The organism is Nostoc sp. (assembly GCF_036917415.1).
Classification (GTDB): domain Bacteria; phylum Cyanobacteriota; class Cyanobacteriia; order Cyanobacteriales; family Nostocaceae; genus Nostoc.
Map to the genome: position 1 here is coordinate 1 of NZ_JBALDJ010000097.1, position 22174 is coordinate 22174.

At 41.1% G+C, this 22174-nt stretch carries 27 protein-coding genes and 1 pseudogene; 18 read left to right on the forward strand and 10 right to left on the reverse strand.

Annotated elements, in window-relative coordinates:
• Window positions 1-841, forward strand: a pseudogene (locus tag V7K41_RS21710) (AAA-like domain-containing protein); the annotation flags it as partial.
• A gap of 437 nt (window positions 842-1278) precedes the next feature.
• On the opposite strand, the gene V7K41_RS21715 reads toward V7K41_RS21710, so the two are convergent.
• The 3 genes from V7K41_RS21715 to V7K41_RS21725 all read right to left on the reverse strand — a co-directional run bounded on the left by V7K41_RS21715 (window position 1279) and on the right by V7K41_RS21725 (window position 3693).
• Window positions 1279-1494 (reverse strand): DUF4351 domain-containing protein, encoded by a 216-nt coding sequence (locus tag V7K41_RS21715; RefSeq protein ID WP_334851530.1) that lies wholly within the window; start codon window positions 1492-1494, stop codon window positions 1279-1281.
• Between the two features lie 7 nt (window positions 1495-1501).
• Entirely contained in the window at window positions 1502-2305 is an 804-nt protein-coding gene (locus V7K41_RS21720) for an Rpn family recombination-promoting nuclease/putative transposase (RefSeq protein ID WP_334851532.1), read from the reverse strand.
• Between the two features lie 515 nt (window positions 2306-2820).
• On the reverse strand, window positions 2821-3693 hold the full coding sequence (locus V7K41_RS21725; protein ID WP_334851533.1) for an S-methyl-5'-thioadenosine phosphorylase: 873 nt from the start codon (window positions 3691-3693) through the stop codon (window positions 2821-2823).
• A gap of 397 nt (window positions 3694-4090) precedes the next feature.
• Between V7K41_RS21725 and V7K41_RS21730 the strand changes: the two genes are divergently transcribed.
• Window positions 4091-5218, forward strand: a complete 1128-nt coding sequence (locus tag V7K41_RS21730) for a metallophosphoesterase family protein (RefSeq protein ID WP_334851535.1) — start codon at window positions 4091-4093, stop codon at window positions 5216-5218.
• A 524-nt stretch (window positions 5219-5742) separates the two neighbouring features.
• Here the strand turns inward: V7K41_RS21730 and V7K41_RS21735 are convergent.
• Window positions 5743-6978, reverse strand: a complete 1236-nt coding sequence (locus V7K41_RS21735; protein ID WP_334851536.1) for an FIST signal transduction protein — start codon at window positions 6976-6978, stop codon at window positions 5743-5745.
• Between the two features lie 374 nt (window positions 6979-7352).
• On the opposite strand from V7K41_RS21735, the gene V7K41_RS21740 reads away from it, so the two are divergent.
• The 12 genes from V7K41_RS21740 (at window position 7353) to V7K41_RS21795 (ending at window position 14985) form a co-directional block, all read left to right on the forward strand.
• Entirely contained in the window at window positions 7353-7598 is a 246-nt protein-coding gene (locus V7K41_RS21740; protein ID WP_069074399.1) for a Calvin cycle protein CP12, read from the forward strand.
• 589 nt (window positions 7599-8187) lie between these two features.
• Window positions 8188-8784 (forward strand): DUF3177 family protein, encoded by a 597-nt coding sequence (locus V7K41_RS21745; protein WP_334851538.1) that lies wholly within the window; start codon window positions 8188-8190, stop codon window positions 8782-8784.
• A 36-nt stretch (window positions 8785-8820) separates the two neighbouring features.
• Window positions 8821-9117 (forward strand): DUF7734 family protein, encoded by a 297-nt coding sequence (locus tag V7K41_RS21750; RefSeq protein ID WP_334851540.1) that lies wholly within the window; start codon window positions 8821-8823, stop codon window positions 9115-9117.
• A gap of 45 nt (window positions 9118-9162) precedes the next feature.
• The gene (locus tag V7K41_RS21755; RefSeq protein ID WP_334851541.1) at window positions 9163-9351 is read left to right on the forward strand and encodes a DUF6888 family protein; all 189 of its coding nucleotides are present in this window, start codon (window positions 9163-9165) and stop codon (window positions 9349-9351) included.
• Window positions 9338-9589: a DUF6887 family protein gene (locus V7K41_RS21760; RefSeq protein WP_334851542.1), complete on the forward strand. Its 252-nt coding sequence runs from the start codon at window positions 9338-9340 to the stop codon at window positions 9587-9589. The genes V7K41_RS21755 and V7K41_RS21760 overlap by 14 nt, the downstream gene beginning before the upstream one ends.
• 3 nt (window positions 9590-9592) lie before the next feature.
• On the forward strand, window positions 9593-9808 hold the full coding sequence (locus V7K41_RS21765; RefSeq protein ID WP_334851544.1) for a hypothetical protein: 216 nt from the start codon (window positions 9593-9595) through the stop codon (window positions 9806-9808).
• A gap of 245 nt (window positions 9809-10053) precedes the next feature.
• Entirely contained in the window at window positions 10054-10353 is a 300-nt protein-coding gene (locus V7K41_RS21770; RefSeq protein ID WP_334851545.1) for a DUF705 domain-containing protein, read from the forward strand.
• 85 nt (window positions 10354-10438) lie between these two features.
• Window positions 10439-10630 (forward strand): hypothetical protein, encoded by a 192-nt coding sequence (locus tag V7K41_RS21775; protein ID WP_334851547.1) that lies wholly within the window; start codon window positions 10439-10441, stop codon window positions 10628-10630.
• Window positions 10627-10809 (forward strand): type II toxin-antitoxin system HicA family toxin, encoded by a 183-nt coding sequence (locus V7K41_RS21780; protein ID WP_334851548.1) that lies wholly within the window; start codon window positions 10627-10629, stop codon window positions 10807-10809. Before V7K41_RS21775 ends, V7K41_RS21780 begins: the two co-directional genes overlap by 4 nt.
• 153 nt (window positions 10810-10962) lie before the next feature.
• Window positions 10963-12075: a cobalt-precorrin-5B (C(1))-methyltransferase CbiD gene (gene cbiD, locus V7K41_RS21785; RefSeq protein ID WP_334851549.1), complete on the forward strand. Its 1113-nt coding sequence runs from the start codon at window positions 10963-10965 to the stop codon at window positions 12073-12075.
• A 228-nt stretch (window positions 12076-12303) separates the two neighbouring features.
• Entirely contained in the window at window positions 12304-13926 is a 1623-nt protein-coding gene (guaA, locus tag V7K41_RS21790; RefSeq protein WP_334851551.1) for a glutamine-hydrolyzing GMP synthase, read from the forward strand.
• 654 nt (window positions 13927-14580) lie between these two features.
• The gene (locus tag V7K41_RS21795) at window positions 14581-14985 is read left to right on the forward strand and encodes a response regulator (protein ID WP_334851553.1); all 405 of its coding nucleotides are present in this window, start codon (window positions 14581-14583) and stop codon (window positions 14983-14985) included.
• A 114-nt stretch (window positions 14986-15099) separates the two neighbouring features.
• Here V7K41_RS21795 and V7K41_RS21800 read toward each other — a convergent pair whose 3' ends face one another.
• Together V7K41_RS21800 and V7K41_RS32965 are read right to left on the reverse strand one after the other, a co-directional pair.
• Window positions 15100-16005: a cation diffusion facilitator family transporter gene (locus tag V7K41_RS21800; RefSeq protein WP_334851555.1), complete on the reverse strand. Its 906-nt coding sequence runs from the start codon at window positions 16003-16005 to the stop codon at window positions 15100-15102.
• 475 nt (window positions 16006-16480) lie between these two features.
• On the reverse strand, window positions 16481-16807 hold the full coding sequence (locus V7K41_RS32965) for a TetR family transcriptional regulator C-terminal domain-containing protein (RefSeq protein ID WP_442943247.1): 327 nt from the start codon (window positions 16805-16807) through the stop codon (window positions 16481-16483).
• A gap of 112 nt (window positions 16808-16919) precedes the next feature.
• Between V7K41_RS32965 and V7K41_RS21810 the strand changes: the two genes are divergently transcribed.
• The 3 genes from V7K41_RS21810 to V7K41_RS21820 all read left to right on the forward strand — a co-directional run bounded on the left by V7K41_RS21810 (window position 16920) and on the right by V7K41_RS21820 (window position 18155).
• Window positions 16920-17108, forward strand: a complete 189-nt coding sequence (locus V7K41_RS21810) for a hypothetical protein (RefSeq protein WP_334851558.1) — start codon at window positions 16920-16922, stop codon at window positions 17106-17108.
• 393 nt (window positions 17109-17501) lie between these two features.
• Window positions 17502-17855 (forward strand): hypothetical protein, encoded by a 354-nt coding sequence (locus V7K41_RS21815; protein ID WP_334851560.1) that lies wholly within the window; start codon window positions 17502-17504, stop codon window positions 17853-17855.
• A 60-nt stretch (window positions 17856-17915) separates the two neighbouring features.
• Complete coding sequence (locus tag V7K41_RS21820; protein WP_334851562.1) at window positions 17916-18155, forward strand: hypothetical protein; 240 nt, start codon at window positions 17916-17918, stop codon at window positions 18153-18155.
• Window positions 18156-18378: 223 nt separating this feature from the next.
• Here V7K41_RS21820 and V7K41_RS21825 read toward each other — a convergent pair whose 3' ends face one another.
• The 3 genes from V7K41_RS21825 to V7K41_RS21835 form a co-directional block, all read right to left on the reverse strand.
• Window positions 18379-18615: a DUF4327 family protein gene (locus tag V7K41_RS21825; protein WP_334851564.1), complete on the reverse strand. Its 237-nt coding sequence runs from the start codon at window positions 18613-18615 to the stop codon at window positions 18379-18381.
• Between the two features lie 1123 nt (window positions 18616-19738).
• Window positions 19739-20158 (reverse strand): 30S ribosome-binding factor RbfA, encoded by a 420-nt coding sequence (rbfA, locus tag V7K41_RS21830; protein ID WP_334851566.1) that lies wholly within the window; start codon window positions 20156-20158, stop codon window positions 19739-19741.
• Window positions 20159-20281: 123 nt separating this feature from the next.
• Entirely contained in the window at window positions 20282-20488 is a 207-nt protein-coding gene (locus tag V7K41_RS21835; protein WP_104908071.1) for a DUF751 family protein, read from the reverse strand.
• 165 nt (window positions 20489-20653) lie between these two features.
• Between V7K41_RS21835 and V7K41_RS21840 the strand changes: the two genes are divergently transcribed.
• The gene (locus tag V7K41_RS21840) at window positions 20654-21511 is read left to right on the forward strand and encodes a DNA adenine methylase (RefSeq protein WP_334851568.1); all 858 of its coding nucleotides are present in this window, start codon (window positions 20654-20656) and stop codon (window positions 21509-21511) included.
• On the opposite strand, the gene V7K41_RS21845 is transcribed toward V7K41_RS21840, so the two are convergent.
• Window positions 21483-21959 carry a PD-(D/E)XK nuclease superfamily protein gene (locus tag V7K41_RS21845; protein WP_334851569.1) on the reverse strand — a complete coding sequence of 159 codons (477 nt, stop codon included), beginning with the start codon at window positions 21957-21959 and terminating at the stop codon, window positions 21483-21485. The genes V7K41_RS21840 and V7K41_RS21845 overlap by 29 nt on opposite strands.
• Window positions 21960-22174: the final 215 nt, after the last annotated feature.

A 22174-nucleotide genomic window follows, 5' to 3' on the forward strand; every position in this document is an offset into this window, starting at 1 on the left:
GTTCAAACAAGCACAGCAACTTAACTCAAAAATTGACCTGGAACCAGATACAAAAGGGTTGCAAAATAATCCAGAAGCTGTTGCCAAAAAGCTTGCAACCCCAGCTTTAGTACAGCAAGGACAGGAACTCGCAACAAATGGTGATTTTCCGGGTGCAGTGGCAAAGTTCAAACAAGCACAGCAACTTAACTCAAAAATTGACCTGGAACCAGATACAAAAGGGTTGCAAAATAATCCAGAAGCTGTTGCCAAAAAGCTTGTAATCCCAGCTTTAGTACAGCAAGGACAGGAACTCGCAACAAATGGTGATTTTCCGGGTGCAGTGGCAAAGTTCAAACAAGCACAGCAACTTGACTCAAAAATTGACCTGGAACCAGATACACAAGGGTTGCAAAATAATCCAGAAGTTGTTGCCAAAAAGCTTGTAGTAGAAGCTTTAGTTGCTCAAAGTGAAGAACTTTTAAAGCAGGGTGATGTTAAACAAGCAATTAAAAAATACGCAGAGATTGAAAAGCTGCAACCAACACCAAAAATCCTTGCTGATTCTTGGAATAACCTCTGTTGGGAAGGTAGCCTACATAACCATGCTGCTGATGTAATGTTCGCTTGTGAAAGAGGCGTTCTCCTTGCACCTAAAGATATCAATATTAAAGATAGCCGGGGTTTGGCTAGGGCGCTAACTGGCAATACTAAAGGCGCAGTTGAAGATTTTGAAGCATATATTAAATCAACTGATAATGCTAATGAGAATAAAGCACAACGCCAAAGTTGGGTTAATGCCCTAAATGCAGGCAAAAATCCGTTTACACCAAAGGAGTTGAAGAAGTTGCGGGGTGAGTAGTGGGGCGATGGGTTCCAATACGGTTCGGTTAACGTGTTTATTCCTCGAAGATCCCCCCAACCCCCCTTAAAAAGGGGGGCTTTTTCTTCTAATTACCCCCTTTTTAAGGGGGTCGCCACAGGCGGGGGGATCGTTATCCGAACCGTATTGCGATGGGTTTTTTCCCCAATACATCGAGGAGGGTTAGGGAGGGGTAAGATTTACTGCGTCACCGAATAGCCCGTCGTAGCGATCGCTCTTGCTCTAATTTCAGAAACTGCGATCGCCTCTATAATTTCAAATGATGGTGCGTCACCGAATAGCCCGTCGTAGCGATCGCTCTTGTTTTAATTTCAGAAACTGCGATCGGCTCTATCATTTCAAATGATGGTGCGATCGCTCTTGCTGTAATCTTATAAAACTATTCTCACTTTTGATAATTCCCCAATTTTACTGTATTAACCTTGAGTTTGCGCTAACCAAGCTTCTAAATCGGTTAAATCCGAAAAATCAAGTAAAGCCTCTGCTAAATCATCCAACTGTGTTGAGTCTAAAGCTTGAATTTTCAATAGCTGTGCAGGTGGAACAGTTCCGACCTGACGCCGAAGTTGTCGGATGATAATCGATAAAGCTTTTTCCTGCTGGATATCCTGATAAATTACAGACTCGCGCATAGCATCACTAACCTTGAGTTTGCGCTAACCAAGCTTCTAAATCGGTTAAACCCGAAAAATCAAGTAAAGCCTCAGCTAAATCATCCAACTGTGTTGAATCTAAAGCTTGAATTTTCAATAGCTGTGCAGGTGGAACAGTTCCGACTTGACGACGAAGTTGTCGCATAACAATCGATAAAGCTCCTTCCTGCAAAATATCCTGATAAATTACAGACTCGCGCATAGGATCACTCCGTAATAATCTTTTAATCAGTTCTTTGTTTAATACTAACCCAGCCAATATTGCCGTTGACGCAGCAATATTACTTTGTGTCCGTTGCTCGTTTATTTGCTCAATGGCTTGTGCAACCTGTTCTAATGTTCGCGTTTTATCCTCAGTTTGACTGAGAGTTGCGAACGGTAACAAACCAGGAGTAGTCAAAAATATGTCGCTGGGTTGCTCCCAAAGACGAATAACGCCAAATTCATGACGGGTATTTTCTAAAACAAAAGCTGTTTGCTGAACTAATTCGGATGTGGTGGGTTGCAGGTAAATGACAACTTGATGCATCCGCTTTCGGGGAAATCTACGATACACTCTTAACCGATAATCAGTCATCCGAAAGGGAATTTCGGCTTTTGCTTCGGTTTGGAATTCGATATGCAGAACAATTTCATCTGACTGTAACAGAATTAACGCATCTGCTCGAATCGGTTCGAGAGATAATTCTGATGGACTGAGTTGGGTGAGTGCAATAGATTCGCCAAGTAACCAGGTGGCGAAATCGGCTGAAAATGATTCTGCTAAAAAGCGACAGACGTTATCAAACATAGACAGGTATTATATCAGCAAGATATTGTCTGTCATTTGTCATTAGTTATTTCTCCCAGTCCTATTCTCTTTTAAAAATGGTATAACGCTGAACTAACGCTCTGACCAAAGAGATTTTAGTAATGAGTGATTACCCGAAGTTGGAATAAAGCGATCGCTTCTATAATTTCAGATAATGGTGCGTCACCGAATAGCTCATCGTAGCGATCGCTCTTGCTCTAATCTAAGAAACTGCGATCGCCTGTATGATTTATGATAATGGTGCGATCGCACCATTATCAAGCTAGACACAACGAACAAGCAAAGCCTCATAACGAAAATGATCATTTTGTTGATGAAAATGATCATTTTGTTAATGAAAATCATGATTTTGTTAATGAAAATCATGATTTTGTTAATGAAAATGATCATTTTGTTGATGACAGCTTATATATTCACACGCGATCGCTGTAGCTGTAATCTAAGAAAGTGCCGCAGCTACGCCCGTCATCAACATCGCTCATTCATCAGCAATACTACAAATACTTCTGCAACAATAACCCTAACTTTTCCTTCGTCGCTGCTGGTGCTTTATCCAATTGAGTCAAAATCGCATATTGCAACGCTGAATGCGCTTCACTCGGCGGGGGATTTTCACTCAAGCGCCGCACAGTTTCTTGAATCACCCTTTGAGCATTCACCGCATTCCGCAGCAAATTGCCAATCACTATCTCCACCGTCACAGTGTCATGGCCTGGATGCCAACAATCATAATCTGTTACCAGGGCTAAAGTTGAGTATGCAATTTCCGCTTCCCTTGCCAACTTCGCTTCAGGTAAATTCGTCATCCCAATGATTGTTGCACCCCAACTGCGGTAAAGATTCGATTCTGCCTTTGTGGAAAAAGCTGGCCCTTCCATGCACACATAAGTACCACCGCGATGGAGAGTAACTTCTGGTAAATTGAGAGATGCGATCGCATCTGCCAACACAGTCGCCAAATTCTGACAAATCGGCTCACCAAAGGCAATGTGAGCCACAATTCCCTCACCAAAAAACGTTGAAACCCGATTTTTTGTTCTGTCGATAAACTGATCTGGCACTACCATATCCAGTGGTTTCGCCTCTTCCTTCAAGGAACCCACAGCACTAGCTGAAATTAAATACTTCACACCCAATTGCTTCATCGCATAGATATTAGCGCGAAATGGTAACTCAGAGGGTAAAAGCGTATGATTGCGGCCATGACGCGCCAAAAAGGCTACCCGTGTACCATCCAAACTCCCCAGAATCAAAGCATCAGATGGTGAACCAAAAGGAGTCTCTACTCGCACTTCTTCGATATCTTTGAGCGCATCCATTTTGTAAAGACCGCTACCACCTATAATCCCAATACTAGCTTGAGCCATGATTCTGAACCTGTTCCCTGCTAATCTGCTCAGTTATTTTATCGAAAAGGGGAGTAGCAGAAAACAAAGCGATGTCTACAATGAGCTATGCGATCGCATTTCGTGCCGCTAACACTATTGAATTATTACTCATTAATTGTTTGTTTAGGTGCAGATAGAAGCGATCGCCCAGTTATTCGAGCGTTAATTAATAATTTTTAGCAATCAAATTTTCGATAATTTTTGGAGATTAATAATTATGATTAGCCCTTAAGTTAATCGTCACTATAATGTGTAATCACTGCTTAATGTATATAAATATTAAGTATACGCACTCCTACGCAGGGAAACAAAGCAAGCGTTATACTTTTGGGAAAAGGCTTATTTTAACCCCTGCTTTTAACATTTTCATAAATCAATGACTCTCAATTTTCGCTTTGCGGTAGTCAGCGACTTACACCTGGCACTTCCTCACACAATCTGGGATCATCCCAGCCGATTTCATCTGGTGGAAGTAAGTATCTCAGCATTTAAAAGTGTACTAGAACATTTAACACAACTTGATTTAGATTTCTTATTGTTGCCAGGAGATTTAACCCAGCACGGCGAACCAGAGAACCACGCCTGGTTACAACAATGTTTAGCCCAGCTACCTTTTCCCGTTTATGTTATTCCTGGTAATCATGACGTTCCTGTGCTGTTGGCCGATCGGCAATCAATTGCTTTTGCAGATTTTCCCTACTATTACACGAAGTTTGGCTACGAAGATCCACGGCAGATTTACTACATTCATCAATTACTGCCTGGAGTTAAGCTGATTGGATTGAATTCTAACTCCTTTAATGACCGGGGTGAGCAAGTGGGGTGTTTGGATGCCAAACAGCTACGGTGGTTAGAAGAGGTGCTGGCGGCATCTGTTGATGACTTAGTTTTGGTGATGGTGCATCATAATGTAGTGGAACATTTGCCCAATCAATCGAATCATCCACTGGCAAATCGTTATATGTTGTCCAATTCAGCAGAACTATTGCAGCTGTTGAGGCACTACGGAGTCAAGTTAGTATTTACGGGGCATTTGCACGTTCAGGATATTGCTTACTCAGATGGGGTATATGATATTACCACTGGTTCTTTAGTTAGCTATCCTCACCCTTATCGAGTGTTAGAGTTTCATCGGGATAACCAAGGTAAAGAATCGTTGCAAATTTTATCCCATCGCGTAGAGTCAGTGCCTGAGTTCCCTGACTTGCAACAGTCATCGCGGCAGTGGATGGGCGATCGCTCTTTCCCTTTTTTAATCAAGCTACTAACTCACTCTCCATTAAACTTACCATTATCACAGGCAAAAGAATTAGCTCCTGGTTTGCGCGACTTCTGGGCAACTATTGCCGATGGGGATGCAGTGTTAGATTACCCTCATTTTCCCCCAGAAGTGCAGCGCTATATTCAGACATATAGTGCATCACAGCCCAATCCAGGTATCGCCACTAATGGAAATTTGACGATGATTGATAATAACAGCACACTTGTACTGAATAAGAGTTAGGAGTCATTCAATTTTGGATTTTAGATTTTTACAAAGAAAGGCAATTCAAAATCCAAGTTGCACTGTCAGCATACCAAAGGTGCGGCCAAAATCTAAAATTGGCTGAATTAGGAGTGACGAGTTATATCAAGTCCGGTTCAACACGTAATTATTAGGGCTGACGCAGGGCAAAAGGGAATAATTACAGCAGTTTTCATGTATTTGAACCACATCTGTCGTAAGGGCACAGCATTGCTCATATGTGTCAACTTAAGCCGAAAACTATATCAGACAGGCGTTTTGTAAATCCCTCACGCCCTCATCCCCTAACCCCTTCTCCCAAAGGAGAAGGGGAATTGAATGTCTAGCTCCCCTCTCTCTTGGGAGAGGGGCTGGGGGTGAGGGCAAAATGTTTTCACCAAGCGGGTTTAGCGTTAAGTTGACACCAATGAGCAATGCTGTGCCCCTACCGCGTGGTCTATTTACCTGAAAATAGCTGTAATAACCGATGCCCAATGACCAATGACAAATGACAAATGACAAACTCATAACTGATTTTGGCGACAAATTCCAAATGCTGAAGTGTAGGCGTGTAAAAAGGTTCTGCCACCAACAGGGCCGATTTCACCGCCACAGAAAAAGCCACCTATAGGAATATCGTTAAGGTAGCGCTGAAATAATTCAGAATCGAAGTTAGGTTTACCATAAAGTCCTTCACCTCGTCCCAGACAAGAAAACATCAAAGCAGCTACAGCCGAGGGTTCAGATTCTCGTTGATGTTGATAACTTTGGAGGAGTAATTCGAGGTCTTCAGCAGAGGCTTGGGCATCGCGAAGGTGGAATTGCAGCCTTTGACCGGGACGGACGCGATCGCCAATTGCGATCGCCCCAGCATTTGGATCGACCCCAAGAATACCACGAATTAAAAAGTCTCCTTGCTGCAAAGCCAGCTTAAATTCATCCATTGCCACACCAACAAACAGAGAATGCTGTGCTAAAATCCGTTCTTGTTCGCTGAGACTGGCAATCAAATCTCGCAACACCATTAGAGGCACTTGCTCATCTAACTCTAGGATGATATTGCGATCGGCTTTTGTGACTTGCAATGGTTTGCCAATCGGTCGGCATCCTTGGGCTACAATCGTTTCTAAAACAATATTGCCAGTCAAAGCTATACCAACAGTGCCCTCACGATATAAGTTTTGGTGTTCCTCACCGTTAGTATCGTTACAAAAAAGGGCAACACGACCACCCATACCTCCACCACTAGCCTGTCCCCCCACAATCGTCGATCCTGGATAAGCAAAATCCAGCCCTTGCAACAAATCGTTGATTCCAGAAGCGAAAGAACTAGACAGCAAGATAAACTGCGGTTTCGGTGATGGTGGTACACCAATCAAATCAAGCCAAGCATCTGGCGAACTGTCTAAGTCAGGTAATTCTTCAGCAACAATATGAAAAACTTGAATCTTTACTCCTGGAAGGTGTGCCAAAGTCAAGCTAATAGCTGGTTCAGCTTCCAATTCTTGGGTTTCTCCGCTAGCTGTCGTCCCAATTACACCACCACCACTACAGCCAATTAGCACAGGCACAGAAAGTTTTTCAGCTAACAAGGGTAACAGTCGGGAATACTCACTTGTAAAAGCAGACGAAATGAATACCAGTCCTAGATCCGCAGGTGCTGTTAACAATGAAACAGCTCGTTCTACCACATCTGTAACAGCGGCTTCCAGAGAATGACGGGTTGATAGGGCATTTGCCCACTGCATTTGGTCTGCCATGAGTTTTGAGCTTCTTTTTCTATTTTAGGCTAGTAGGTTTTGACTTTTTATTTTAGGAAGAATTGCATCTTACAAGAATTGATGCCAGCCATTTGTCTTCTCCATCGCAAGAAGCTGGAGTTGTCATTCCCTAATATAGGCATCTAAATATATTGTATGATTATTTATCTATGCTACTAATTCCACAAAATCTTAAAAAATAAAGGTAAATGCATTATAGATAGGGGAGCTTGCTGTATTGGTTATAAATCAATAGGCTAAAAAACTAACTTACCATCGGCTAAATGGTTAGAATGGTTAGTAATCAAGCGAAAAACTGCCATTTCTGAACATTTTCTATACTAGTATTAACAACACACAACGAGATTAAAGCAATGACCAACATCCAAGAAACAGCAAAAGGCGACATCCAAGAGAAAATCCAAGAAGAAGTGGAACAAGCGCGTACTGTCTGTGATATTAACGGTAGCAACTCACCAGAGTGTGCTGCTGCTTGGGATGCAGTAGAAGAATTGCAAGCTGAAGCTTCCCACAAGCGCCAAAGCAAGCCAAAAAATTCTCTAGAACAGTATTGTGATGACAACCCAGATGCCATTGAATGCCGGGTTTACGACGACTAGAAATTGAGGCAACTGGATTTTCTGTTGTTTAGTTAGCAAACAGCCAGGATTGATCAAAAAAGACGCCCAGAGTGGAGGACGCAGGGACTCACCAATATCCTCCACTTGCAAGGGTTTTATTTAAAGCCCCTGATTCTAATCGTGGAAACAAAAAATACAGCAGAATTCAGGAGTCAAAATGGGCTGCGCTAACAGAAGCAAAACAGGCTTTATACCTGGTTTTGAGACTTAGCTTGTGTACCTCACTAACTTGAAATCCGCTGTAAATTCCTTATTAGAATCAAGAGGCTTCTCTCAAAGGGATAAGTTGCGATTTTCATAAATTAAACAACCAATTAATTGGCAGTAGGGGCGTACAGGTGTACGCCCCTATAAATTTTTTGTAATACTCGTGACTTCTAGTCATACGAAGTTCAATAAATTATTATCAAGAAGAATTCAGGATGAATGGGGGTTCGACTGACTCTTGAATAAAAGGGTTTTTAATACCCCTGCCTTATTTAACAGTTTACAATCAGGTAGTGGTATAAAACCCCACTTGATTTATTCGGACTCCTAACTTCTTTTTATCTGTTGTTTGAGAAAAAATATGGACTATAATATTTGGTTTCGACCTTTCGTCTGGATTGATTACCGACTAGCAGTATTATTCCTGGTAATTATTCCGCTAATTCTTCTAATTTGGGCATTTGTACAAAAAGCAGAAGGCATACAACGCTTATTGGCTATATACTGGCGAATATCAAGTCTGGTAGCAATCACGATTTACTTAATGATTGCCCAGTATCCAGTTAGCTTTATCTCTGGGTTGATAGCTCAGATTTTGATCCCGATTTCGTTGTGGTTCTGGGTGGATATCAACGACGAAATTGAGTATCAAACCAGTGGTTCTTTGAAATTTATTTTTACCTCTTGGCGCTGGGCGACAACTGTTTATTGTTTTTTGGGCACACTAGCCTTTATCCCTTTTTTGGGTTGTGCTTTTTCTGGCAATATGCTCAAGACTCCCTATTGTCGTGTCTGGTTCGAGGCTCCGTTACTATTCAAAGAATATTTTCATGCTAACAGCAAGGCTGAGTTCTTAGGTTTTCTTGGCATAACTAGTTTAGTAATTTATGTGCTTTACTTGAGCTATTTTGTTTTAATTAAGCTGGGCAAGCAGGGACGTTCAGCCACACCACAGTAACCGTCGCTGCACCACCTTACTTCTACTCTTAAAAAAATGAATTCCATTGGCAAGCGACTGGAACAATACACCGTTAAACGCCCCCAAGAAGTCTTAATTGTAACGGTGGAAATTGCCGATGAGCAAGATATAATTGCTATTTTCAAAGGCTTTTCCAGTTCTTTGATGCGCCCAACGGCATTTGATGCAGATGTGCCTGTTCTACCAGATGGGGCAAACATCCTCAACATTGACCGAGTAGCCAGTCCTTACAATCCTGAAGCACCCCGTTATATTCAACAAGGAATTTCTTGGGAAGCTATGGAAGCTCTATTATTAGAAGTAGGTGTTTGACTAATTACTAATTCGTAATTCGGAATTTTGCTGTAATTAACTAAAATGCCTACTGCTGCTCAAGTAGCAAGTTTGTATCGTATTAGCTATCAACTGACGTATATCATGCTTCAGCCTATATACCTCATTTGCGTTGATAATCGGACTCGTAATATATACATCCTTGCTGGGTATGACGAAGAGATTGAATTTCAAATTTTACCCAATGGAGAGTTGTCTGATGAGCCGAATTAATTACGATTCAATGTCTGATGTTGAATTGAAACAATATTTTCTCAAGCATCGTGGAGATCAAGCTGCTTTTCAAGCATACTTGGACAGGATTAATCAGCGTCCGCGTAGGATTGTTGCAAGCCCCGACGATCCCGATTTTGAGCAGAAGGTTCAAGCAGCGATTCGCCAAAAGCTAGAAGCAGCAAGAAGTAGTAGTCAGCAGGCTAATACTGCGTTAGAGCCGACTGACCAAGAGTGATCTGTGAGAGCCAAAGAAAGGTTATCTACTTTTTTATTAATTACCACGACATTATTACGATTGAACCTGAGTTTAAGCGATCGCTTTCACCCTCGAAAAATCAATCAAACTATAAATCCTGATTCTTTCGTTAATGCATTAACCAAGGGTTTTGTCAAGACTAATTTAGATGCGCTTCCCCTGAGTCTTCTCTATGGTCATCCACCCAAATTTATCTAAGTAAGTCGGCACAATAAAACCAAACTGTGTGAAGAAAAGTAAATGAGCCTCAAACCCTTTTTCCCCCTGCTTATTGCTCCCAGCAAGAACTGCCTTATCCCAACGATATATTATTCACGCCGACCTATTTATCTCCGTATTGGCAACAGCCCAACATAAATAGCCTGTATGGAGTAGTTATAGTTATTCTTTGGTTGGGCGATTAAACTTAAGTAGAATCAAGCATTAGCACGGAAAACTCAATTGTGGTAATTTTTGTTGATGTCGATGACACTCTTGTTCGCTCGGTTGGAACGAAAAGAATTCCAATACCCAGCGTCATTGAAGTAGTTCGACAGTTAAAGGCGCAAGGAGCAGTACTGTACTGCTGGAGCAGTGGAGGCAGTAATTACGCTCGTGCTTCAGCAAAGGAGTTTGGGCTAGAGGATTGCTTCGCTGGTTATCTCCCAAAGCCAGAAGCAATGATTGATGATCAACCATTTCAGGCTTGGCGAAGCTTACGCCATGTGTATCCATTGCAGGCTAACAGTTTGCTTAGTCAGTAGCACTCTGGACAACTGTGATCGGGTGGATCGCCCAGTTTGATAAGATGGTTGGCATAGTTAAAGAAGTTCATAAGTCTTTCACCCTATGACAACCAAGAAATATGTTTACTGGCAAGATGAGGAGATGTGGCTTGGCTATCTAGAGGAGTATCCAGACTATTGGACTCAGGCAGAAACCGAAAACGAATTGAAGGAGAGCTTAACTGATATTTACAAAGAATTAACCAGTGGGACAATCCCCAATATCCGAAGAGTGGCTGAACTTGAGGTATCGTGAAACGACGGGACTTGATAAAACGCCTTGAAGAAATCGGTTGTGTATTTATTCGTCATGGTGGCAAACATGACTGGTATCAGAACCCAAGAACGAAGGTATCTCAACCTGTTCCAAGGCATCGAGAAATTAAGGAACAGCTTGCTAAACACATCATCAAAATGCTTGGTGACGAAGGCTAACACGGCGTTGGAGCCGAACACCGAGAGGTTATTTGCCGCACCCTGAAGGAAGTAAGCTACAGTTGAGGTCTAAATTGCCATCTGAAACTGTCTTCTCTACCAGACGCTGCGAGAACAATTTTGAAGAATTCTTTTGACTTTTAAATTTACAAAATGTCCCGTCCTGGATACACACTTCCCGTCTTTGCGTGCGCTGCTGCTGTTGCAGCTTTATACTGGTTACACGATCGCCAACCCCTAAGCATAGCATCAGTAGATTTGATTGAACCCGCTGAAATTGCAGAAATCGCCATTGAACAGGTAGCAGGACTGTCTGAGAATACAGCTTTAGCGATCGCTCGCAGCGATCCTGGTGATAATCTTGACCTGACCAAAAATACACCGATTTGGGCATTGGTGGAATGGAGAAAAGAGGGTGAGGCAGTAATTATTAAAGGTGGGGAAGGGATTGGTAGGCAGATGAATGCTGATGACAAGCCTGCTATTTATGCTTATGCTCAAAGGCTGTTGCAAGAGAATTTGCAACGGATGCTAGCACCGGGGGAAAAAATCACGGTGACAATTATTTTACCCGAAGGGCGATCACTTGCTCTTCGCACTTCCAATTCTGCCTTTGGTGTGGTTGAAGGACTTTCTCTCTTAGGCACAACCGGTATTTCTCAACCTTTGAGTACACCAGATCAGCTTGCAGTTTTTCGGGCCCAATTACAAAATAAAGCCAGTCGTTTTGAGAGTTTAGTATTCTGTATCGGGGAAAATGGCCTAGATTTGGCGCGTAAACTAGGGATTAATCCTGAACAATTGGTCAAAACTGCTAACTGGATTGGCCCAATGTTAGTAGAAGCTGATGTGCTGGGTGTAAAAGAAATCTTATTATTTGGCTATCACGGTAAGCTGATGAAACTGGCTGGGGGAATTTTTCACACCCATCATTACTTAGCTGATGGACGGCGAGAAATTTTGGCAGCGCACTGTGCGATCGCAGGTTTAAAATTACCAGATATCCAAGCTGTGTTTAACAGTGCAACTGCTGAAGCAGCACTCACACACCTAAAATCCATAGATACTGCAACTGGTAGTGATTGGGTAAATAAAGTTTACAGTGCGATCGCAGAAACTATCGATGTTCGTTCTCAAGAATACATCCAAAGTCATAGCGAAAGTGGCAAAAAAGTAACAGTCTGTGGCTCTATTCTCTTTGATCGCGATCGCAAAATTATCGTGAAGAGTAAAACTGCTGGTCTGTTGATCGGAAAATTATGTTAATTTATTATGAATAATCGTAAACAATCTAAAAAAATAATCCTTTAAGTAACCACTCTCGGGTAGATTTATCGTTTTAATACCATCTCCAACTCCGGGGTTTGACAAATGCACGTAACCTAGCGTTTGTCAAGGCTTTCTATACCATTATCAGCCTATCCAGGCTGGATAATAGCATCACCATAGACCACAAAGCATCTATTTATCCTTAACAGATATAACACTCCCGTCATGAATACAGCGGTGACTCTACCAACAGAACAAGCGCCCCAAACATTAGAAACTTTTGGGCGGCTTGATCGCCAATTGATTGTAATTCTGGATTTTGGCTCTCAATATTCTGAGCTGATTGCACGTCGCATCCGCGAAACTCAAGTATACTCCGAAGTTTTATCCTATCGCACTACTTCTGAACATTTGCGCCAACTTAATCCCAAGGGAATCATCCTCTCAGGTGGTCCAAGTTCAGTTTATGGTGATAAAGCTCCCCATTGTGACCCAGAAATCTGGAATTTGGGAATACCCGTTTTGGGTGTTTGCTATGGGATGCAGTTGATGGTAAACCAACTCGGTGGGGAAGTGGCAAAGGCCGATCGAGGTGAATACGGCAAAGCCTCATTATATATTGACGATCCCACAGATTTGCTCACTAATGTTGAAGATGGCACTACCATGTGGATGAGTCATGGAGACTCAGTTATCCAAATGCCATCAGGATTTGAATTGCTAGCACATACAGAAAATACTCCCTGTGCTGCAATCGCCGACCACGAAAAGAAACTTTACGGCGTTCAGTTCCATCCAGAGGTGGTACATTCTCTTGGTGGTATAGCATTAATCCGTAATTTTGTCTACCATATCTGCGATTGCGAACCCACTTGGACAACAGCGGCTTTTGTCGAAGAGGCAATTCGAGAAATTCGCGCCAGAGTTGGTGAAAAGCGGGTGCTGTTAGCGCTGTCTGGTGGAGTGGATTCTTCTACCCTGGCTTTCTTGCTATACAAAGCAATTGGCGAGCAACTGACTTGTGTGTTTATCGATCAAGGCTTCATGCGGAAATATGAGCCAGAGCGATTGGTAAAGCTGTTTCAAGAGCAGTTTCACATTCCTGTTGAATATGTTAACGCCCGCGATCGCTTTTTGGCTAAAGTTGCTGGGGTCACAGATCCTGAAGAAAAACGCCGCCGCATTGGACACGAATTTATCAGTGTATTTGAGGAAACATCCAAGCGCCTCGGTCACTTTGACTATCTAGCTCAAGGCACTCTTTATCCAGATGTGATCGAATCTGCGGACACCAACGTCGATCCCCAAACTGGTGAGCGGGTAGCGGTGAAAATTAAGAGTCATCACAATGTTGGCGGTTTGCCCAAAGACCTAAGATTTAAATTAGTGGAACCTCTACGGAAACTATTTAAAGATGAAGTCCGCAAACTTGGGCGTTCCATTGGTTTACCAGAGGAAATTGTTCAACGGCAACCTTTTCCTGGGCCTGGTTTAGCAATTCGTATTCTGGGGGAAGTTACATCTGAGCGGTTAAATATTTTGCGCGATGCCGATTTGATTGTGCGGCAAGAAATTAACCAACGCGGTATGTATCATGATTTCTGGCAAGCATTTGCTGTATTGCTGCCGATTCGTAGTGTTGGCGTTATGGGAGATCAACGTACTTACGCTTATCCCATTGTTTTGCGGATTGTTACCAGTGAAGATGGCATGACTGCTGATTGGGCGAGAGTGCCTTATGATGTCCTGGAAGTGATTTCTACTCGAATTGTGAATGAGGTAAAAGGGGTGAATCGGGTGGTTTATGACATCACCTCTAAACCGCCTGGAACCATTGAATGGGAGTAATCAAGTTTTGAGTTGACTTAACTAAAAGCTCATTACTCTTTACTAAGGTTCAGATTACTTGCAGGAGTTGAGATTCACATACAGCAGTTTGCAAGTTAATAGTTAAGTGTATTACTTCTGACTCCTAATTTCTGGCTGGATCTGGAGCGTCTTCGGCTTCGTTTCAATCAGCTTGAGTTAAGGTTTATTGGTGTAGATAATTGGTCTTTCAAAACGCGATGAATCGCGTCTCTACATCTAGGTTTTGAGCTTATCTGAACTGTATTGATTTAAAAATAACAATGCCGACCTGACTCCTTTTAAGACTCGGTATTGTCTATTTTTTTGACTTTTTTCAAGCTCCATCAAAATCCAAACCTGTTAGTAATAAAGTAGTCAGTAGTTAGCAAGATTATTTTTGAACTTAAACTATTCGTTAAAGTTAATTTTTTAATGTAAAGGAATTTAAACACTAACATAATTTTATCCAGTCAATAATTATAAATACCAGTGAATAATTAAGTATCAATTGGATGGTAACTAGACAATTTGAGTTGTTTTCTAGGAAAATCAGCGCGATCGCAGTAAAATTACCAATGGTATGGTGATAGAAATAAAAACAAGCAGCTCAAAATTAGAAATACATTTCATTCGATCAACATTAATGGAGATGTTATGGAACCTGCCCTTCCCCTTGCTGACTTAAACATCCTCGTAGTTGATGATGATGATGATAGCCGCTTTTACATTACTACTGTGTTGGAAGCTGATGGAGCCACCATTATGGCAGTTGCATCGGCAGCGGTAGCATTGAAAGTATTACCTGAGTTGCAACCAGATGTCTTGATTTGTGATATTGCTATGCCTGATGAAGATGGCTACACCTTTATCCGTAAAATCCGAGCACTGAAGCCTAATATTTATGAAAAACTTCCCGCGATCGCTTTAACTGCTTATGGCGATAGCGAGTATCGTAGCCGTGCTCTGGAAGCGGGTTTTCAGACTCATGTGGCTAAACCTGTCGATCCAGGAGAACTAGTTGCGATCGTCGCAGAATTGGTTGCTTCTTATAAGAGTTAATACAAAGATATCGTTATTTGTTATTTACCTCATCTCTTCCTTATCATATTTTTTAAACGAAGAAATCAAGCGTTGTTTTACACTTGAACAGGGCGTGATTTAGAATTACTGAGACTACTTTGTTCCAGTTTCAAAGCTAATTTGCTCAGACTTATACGCTGGTGGCTCGACGTGAATTAAAATTCTTACTGGACGAAATCGTTCTTCTAATCGGCTTTCTACTTCTTCGGTGATGTGGTGGGCAGTTTCTACGTCTGATGCATCTACTATTAAATGCATTTCAATAAACACTTGACGACCAAGAACGCCACGAGAAGCGATCGCATGACAGTTAATTACACCTGGAACAGAAGTAGCGATGGCGTGTATTACTTCTGGTGCGATCGCCATTTGATCCACAAGCCAAGGCAAATTCTCTTTTAAAACTGACCAGCCACTCCAAAATACCAACAAGGCGACAGGAAAAGCTAACACCAAATCCATCCATTGATAACCTAGCCAAACTCCTATCAAACCGCCAATTACAGAGATTGTTACCCAAATATCGCTAATGGTATGTGTCGCATCAGCTATGAGAATTGAGCTACCTACTCGCTTACCCACAGCACGTTCATAAAAGGCCACAAAAATATTCACACCCAGCACAATTAGCAATAACCACAACTCAGGTGGCGATATTTTTATCGATTCACCACCACCTTTGAGAATTCGCTCGATTGCTCCTTGCAGAATTTCAAAACAGGCTATTCCTAAAAATGAGGCTATTCCTAGAGCGCCCACAGCTTCAAACTTGCTGTGTCCGTAGGGATGTTCGCGATCGGGTTGTGGAGAAGAAAATTTACTCGCAATTAATCCTAAAACGTTGTTTGCACTATCTGTCACACTATGCAAGGCATCAGCTAGTAAACTCAAAGAACCTGTCCAGTAGCCCACAAGTGCTTTCAATCCCATTACAAATAGGTTGAGTAGTAGGGTAATAATTAAAACCTTTCTTACTTCAGCGCGGTTATCGTAAGTCATAGATAATTTATCACATCAAATTCTATGACTTCTAATGTAGACCCCAAAATACAAATAAACACAAATAAAGTGTATCAAAGTCTTACGCAGTAAGAGCTAAATCTCTCTATAGCCTCTATATTTTAGATCGTTTTGTTGAGATTCTTTTTAACTAACGCCAGCTACAAGCTGGATATTTATTGTTAATGGCTTTAGAAATAACCGCGTATTTTTAGCATTAAATTTTAAGTAATATTGTAATTAACTTTGTTATTAATACATCAACTGATGTCAGATCAAATTGTATTCAAAGATATAATGATAACCATCAGTGGTCTGTATTTACTCTAAATAACCGATCGGCTTAATGAGTGTTATTTACTGCCTAATAAGGATAAGGAAGCTGATGGTTTATTCAGAAAATGGTCAAAATTTGAGGAGCGAAATCTGACTCTTTCCACGTCAGATGTCTATACAACACCAAATAGGTGTTATTCTACTGTGGCCAAGCTTGCAATGCTGTCTCCACAACCCGCAGGAGTTCCGTTCGGGTGGCTTTGGTTGCTGCCAAGACTGACATTCCACAATTGACCGTCACAACAAAGCGGGCGAGAGCAGCTGGATCGGAATTAGCTGGCAAGTCCCCCTCCGAAATCGCCTGCTCGAAACGCTTACGCAAGGATGCTTCACTCGATTCTCTGCGTGCGGACAATTCCTGTTGGATCGGATCGGCTGGATCTCCGCATGAAAGTGTGCCATGAACCCAGAGACATCCGGGTGGATTGCGCGGATCGGTTCCCAAATCAACGACCCCATGCATCATCCGCTCGGCAACCTGGTACGTAGTAAGCACTTCAGTGCTTAACACAAGGACTAAAGTCCTTACCCCTCTTTAATCACTATCGGTAGATAAAAATCTAAAACCCTTATTTCTCATGACTTTTATCAATTTAGACGTAGGTTGGGTTGAGGAACGAAACCCAACACCCAAAGACCTTAGAAAAGTTGGGTTTCACTTTGTTCAACCCAACCTACATTTATTTTTCTTTCCCCAAAGTGATAGAAGAGGGTTAATCACTATCGGTAGAGAAAAATCTAAAACCCTTATTTCTCATGACTTTTAGGACTTACGCAAAAACCCTTTCAAACTCTCATTTCTCCGTGACCTCTGCGTTCTCTGTGGTTCGTTTTCCGTTACCTGTGCGTAAGTCCTAACTTTTATCAATTTAGACGTAGGTTGGGTTGAGGAACGAAACCCAACACCCAAAGACCTTAGAAAAGTTGGGTTTCACTTTGTTCAACCCAACCTACATTTATTTTTCTTTCCCCAAAGTGATAGAAGAGGGTTACTACAAACTAATTTATCCAGGACAAAATACTTGTCTTGACAGACTAAGGAATTACGTACAACGCTACTAGTGGTCTTTGAAGAAGACACCAGCAACTTATCAGAGTGGGATTCAGACGCCTTCTTCCGGTAATATAAGTACTTATCAAGAAGTTTTAATAAAAAAAATATGTCTTCAATTCCTCTAACATTGAACTTAATTGAAGGTTCAGTCTCCTTCAGTTTTTCACCCCAAGCAGCACGAGAATTAAAGACAGCGACGGATCAACTGATGGAACGCCTAAAAGCGATCGCCGCTAAACCCACTCCTGGCGGTGGTAGAGTCACTCCCCAGCCTCCCCTGGAATATCGTTATACGGGTGAAGTATTTTTAGAAATTTTCTGTAATCCTAATATCTGGCCAACGCCCTTCGCAGCCAAAGTTTTGCTGACTGTCCGCAACGTTAACATCCGCTTGACTACTGAAGCTGAACTTACTCGCATCATTGAAGACGTTAATCAGTATTTAGAGCAAGTAGGATAATAGTTCATCCGATTTTTCTCTGCTTTTCGAGATTTTTTCCGAAAAAATACTATACAAATTTTGGATTTTGTGAAAGTTGAGCCAGTTGCTGGCGGAGTTTCCCTTTGTTGTCGCAACTGGTGTCGGTTAGCCCGACTTAGCAAACTTTTCCAGACAGATTTTGGTTTTGAACAGCAAACAGGTTATCACTTACTTGAGGTAAGCGATGCAATAAATTGCGAGTCAAAAGTGAAGTTCCTACACTTTTATCGGGTCGATGTAGGAACTTCACAGAATTTAGATACTAAACTCAAGCCGTGACACCAGATGTACAGAACAAATGGTTTTGATGCCTTCTTGAACTTGAAAAGTTGTATAAATTCAGACTCCAATGCTTCTGTATTAATCAAAAACGCAAGATTCTGTATAGGGCAATGTTCATTAAAAACCAGAGATTATCCCCTAGATTGAGCGTTGAATCGTTGATGGTGACATCCACACATCAAAAACAAACTCCCAATCCAAACCCGAAATCAAACATTGATTAGTCGTTGTCCCACTGTTCACGACCAATTAGGTCGCCAATGCGATCGCGTAACAAAAAGTCACATTTCTCTAATTCACATTCAACGCAAACCCACTCTCTCGCTGGAATGTATTGGCAGAGGGTATATATTGGCTGTTGTCGGCTAATCATTCCTTTTTGCACCAGTCGGCGTGCTTCGTCTTGAATCACATCTAGAGAGTAGTAACTGATAGAAGGCACCGTATTCACACTCATGTTTTTTACTCACAAATTAACACTTACGATAGTGTTCCCGTTAATAATTAGGAACAAACATTACAGAAATTAGACTTGTGGCTAAGATTTTGTAGTTTGCTATACGGAACTATTTTTATTTTGACGCTACATCTCCTGAAAATATCTCAAGAAATGTTAAGAAAGTCAACGAATCCTGACATTTCTGGAAAATCCGCTTTACAAAAAAAATTCCGAGTAGTTAACTTAACCTGCTTATGTAGCTGTATGACTTTAATGCTACAAGTCTGAAAGTCTTGCCATTACTGTCTTTAGGCAAGATTTGGTGGGTGGGGAGAGTTTATATCGCGATCGCTTACATATCAAATAATCACCTTAAAAGCTGGATCTATAACTGCTGGTCTTCATCTTAGGGTAAACAACACAATAATATTTGTCAGTTACTAGGGTATAAACTGTTGCAAAACCTAACGGCTAAAGTATACTACGAAGGCTTTAACCATAGCATCTGTTAACAATTTCTTAAGTAAGCCCGTAATTTATTAGTTAATTTCAGCACTAACATCATCCAGTTTTCTTTTGAAAAACATCTGTAAAAGGGTGGAATAATACTAATTCGGAATTAGGACACACTTAACAATTCAAAATTCAAAATTCAAAATTCAAAATTTAAGACAGTTTCAGACGAAGAGGAGTGCGGTCTTGGGGTCTCCCCAAGAGGAGCAACTCCGGGGGATTTAAGCCCCGACTGAAACGGAGCGGAGTCGGAGCGGAGCCACTCCGCCTCCAAGCTACGTGTAGACGTAGGCGTCTTAAACCCTTTATTTGCGATAAATAATCAATTCAAAATTCAAAATTCAAAATTCAAAATTAAATTCAGCCACCCACAAGGGGTAGGGTTTCTACCTACCGAGTGAGATAAGGATGCTTTCGCCCACGAGGGGCGAGGTTTTAAACCTAACTTTTTTGATGAAGTTTTAGCAAGGAAGAATGTTTAAACCTTGTTTCGCCCACAACAAGAGAAGTGTCTTGCTGAATTAGGTTATGTTTACATTAAAACAGACGCGATCTAGTCACGTCTGTAAACTGTTTGGCGGATTTGCTGAGATTAATTGTTCTGAAGTTACATTGTTGTTTTAGTTACTTATTCGGAGAATTCCCGATCGTTTTGACCAGTGCTGTCTTCTACTGCTACTAGATTTTCTGGTGGGCGATCGTGGTTAAGTTGGTTTAGTAGTGCTAATACCTTATTACCGCGTTCTATGGAGCGATCTTCGAGAAATATTACTTCTGGTGTACGACGTAGCCGTACCCGCGCCCCAAGTTCGCTGCGGACGTAACCTGTGGCCGACTTTAAGCCTGCCATTGTTTCTTCCTTAGCTTCATCTGTACCATAGATGCTGACGTAGATTTTGGCGTGTTGCAGATCGCCGGAAACATCAACATCAGTAACACTGACCATTCCAGTACCCACACGGTCATCCTTAATGCCGTTAAGCAGCATTTGGCTAACTTCCCGTTTGATCAGTTCAGCAACGCGGGAAACCCGACGATTTGTAGCCATAAAAATTTCGCCTCATCACAGAGGTTGTACGACAAAAATATATGCAAGTTGGGTAGACAGTACTTAGCGGGAGCAACGCCAAGAGCAACCGTCTGTGGGGCACAGCCCCGATATAACACTAGTCTAGATTGTACTCAAGCCCAGCATTGCCCGTAGGGTGAAAGTCAGGAAGACTAGGCTGCTCACAAATAAACCTAAGATAGCGATCAAGGTGATAGGGCGTTTCAACAATGGCACTAATGGCGCAAAGGTGTTCAGAAACAAGCCTAAGACGATCGTAATTAAGTATCGGGGGTAGCGAAAGACGTTATCCCAAAATCCGTCAAACATCTGAATCTAAACTGCCTTGTTATATACTTACGTTTGTTTTGATATGCTTTATCTACTCAATTGTAATATATGCGGCTGGAAAATTAGCCAGTTAATCTAAAATTTGGTTCGTCGGTTATATTGGCTTTATTTAGTCATGATTATTTTCAGTTAAATTGTAAATAAATGGTAATTCAAGTCTCAAAGGAAACTAACCCGCGTCCATTTTTGAAGTGGGCAGGGGGTAAAAGTCGGTTAATACAGCAATATATTCCTTATTTTCCCAAGAGTTATAAAAATTACTATGAGCCATTTTTAGGTGGTGGTGCTGTTTTTTTCTATCTCCAACCAAGTGCAGCCATTTTAACTGATATTAATGCCGAATTAATTAACACTTATTGTTGTGTTAGAAATCGTGTCGAAGAATTAATTTCTCTATTAAAAGAGCATAAAAGCCGACATGGTAAAGATTATTACTATAGCGTCAGAAATAACTCTAGTGGCACTGATATAGAAAAAGCTGCTCGTCTAATTTATCTTAATAAGACTTGTTTTAATGGTCTTTATCGAGTCAACTCACAGGGTAAATTCAATGTGCCTTTAGGCAGATATAATAATCCCAATATTTGTGCTGAAGTTTTACTCAAAGCAGCCTCCGAAGCGCTTTCCTATGCAGAAATTAAACAAGCAGATTTTACAGAAGTCTTAAATCGTGCGACTAGCAGTGATGACTTTGTATTTTTTGATCCGCCCTACCATCCGATCAGTGACACTAGCTATTTCACTGCTTATAGTCAAAATTGTTTTAGTAAAAAAGACCAAGAAATTTTAAGAGATACTTGTGCAGAGTTAGCAAGTCGTGGTGTCAAAGTTATGGTATGCAATTCTGATAGTGAATTTATTAGTAAAATTTATACTGATATCAATTTTGAAACTTACAAAATTAAAGCAGCGCGTTCAATTAACTCAAATATAAAGAATAGAGGCGTTATTAACGAACTATTAATTACATCTTTTAAAGATTTTTATTTGCCCAGGCAATAAACCTATCTAAGCTATAAACTGCTAATAAATTATGGTTATCATTAACTCTTGCTTTCAGCCATTTGCTTGCGCCTTCTCGCATACCTTCACCGCCTAAAATTACGATAGTTGGTGCAGGGTAATAGTGCTGAATATTCATGTTTAAGTAAGGAAACTTTTCATCAACTGAACCGGGACTTTCTTGCCATTTGCACTCGAAAATTAAACCGGATGGCATTGCAGATGAGCCGACAACATAAAAATCAACCTTTAAATAGGTATGATAAATTCCAGTTCCAATATAAATTTCTTTACCATAACGTTTTGGCAATAAAGTAGCATTTAGTATAAATTCTTTTTGGACATAGTTTCCTACTTGGAAATAATTATGCCCATTCAAGATTGCTTCTACATTTGCTTCTAAAATATTCCCAGACTTATTTGCCCGTCCGCCTTGAGTCAGAGCCATCCTAAATCCCTCTGCCAAAAGTCCTGCTTATTATAGGATTTCACAGAAGCAGTAAAAAATGGTCAGTTGCTTAATATGAATTTTTGATTTTGACTTAACGAGGTTGGATTAATAGGTAAAAAAGTCTGAATTTATTAGTATTTTTGTACTAATTAAATACAAATGTATTAATAATTTGGATAAGAAAGGAGTTACTAATTCAGATAATAGTTAAA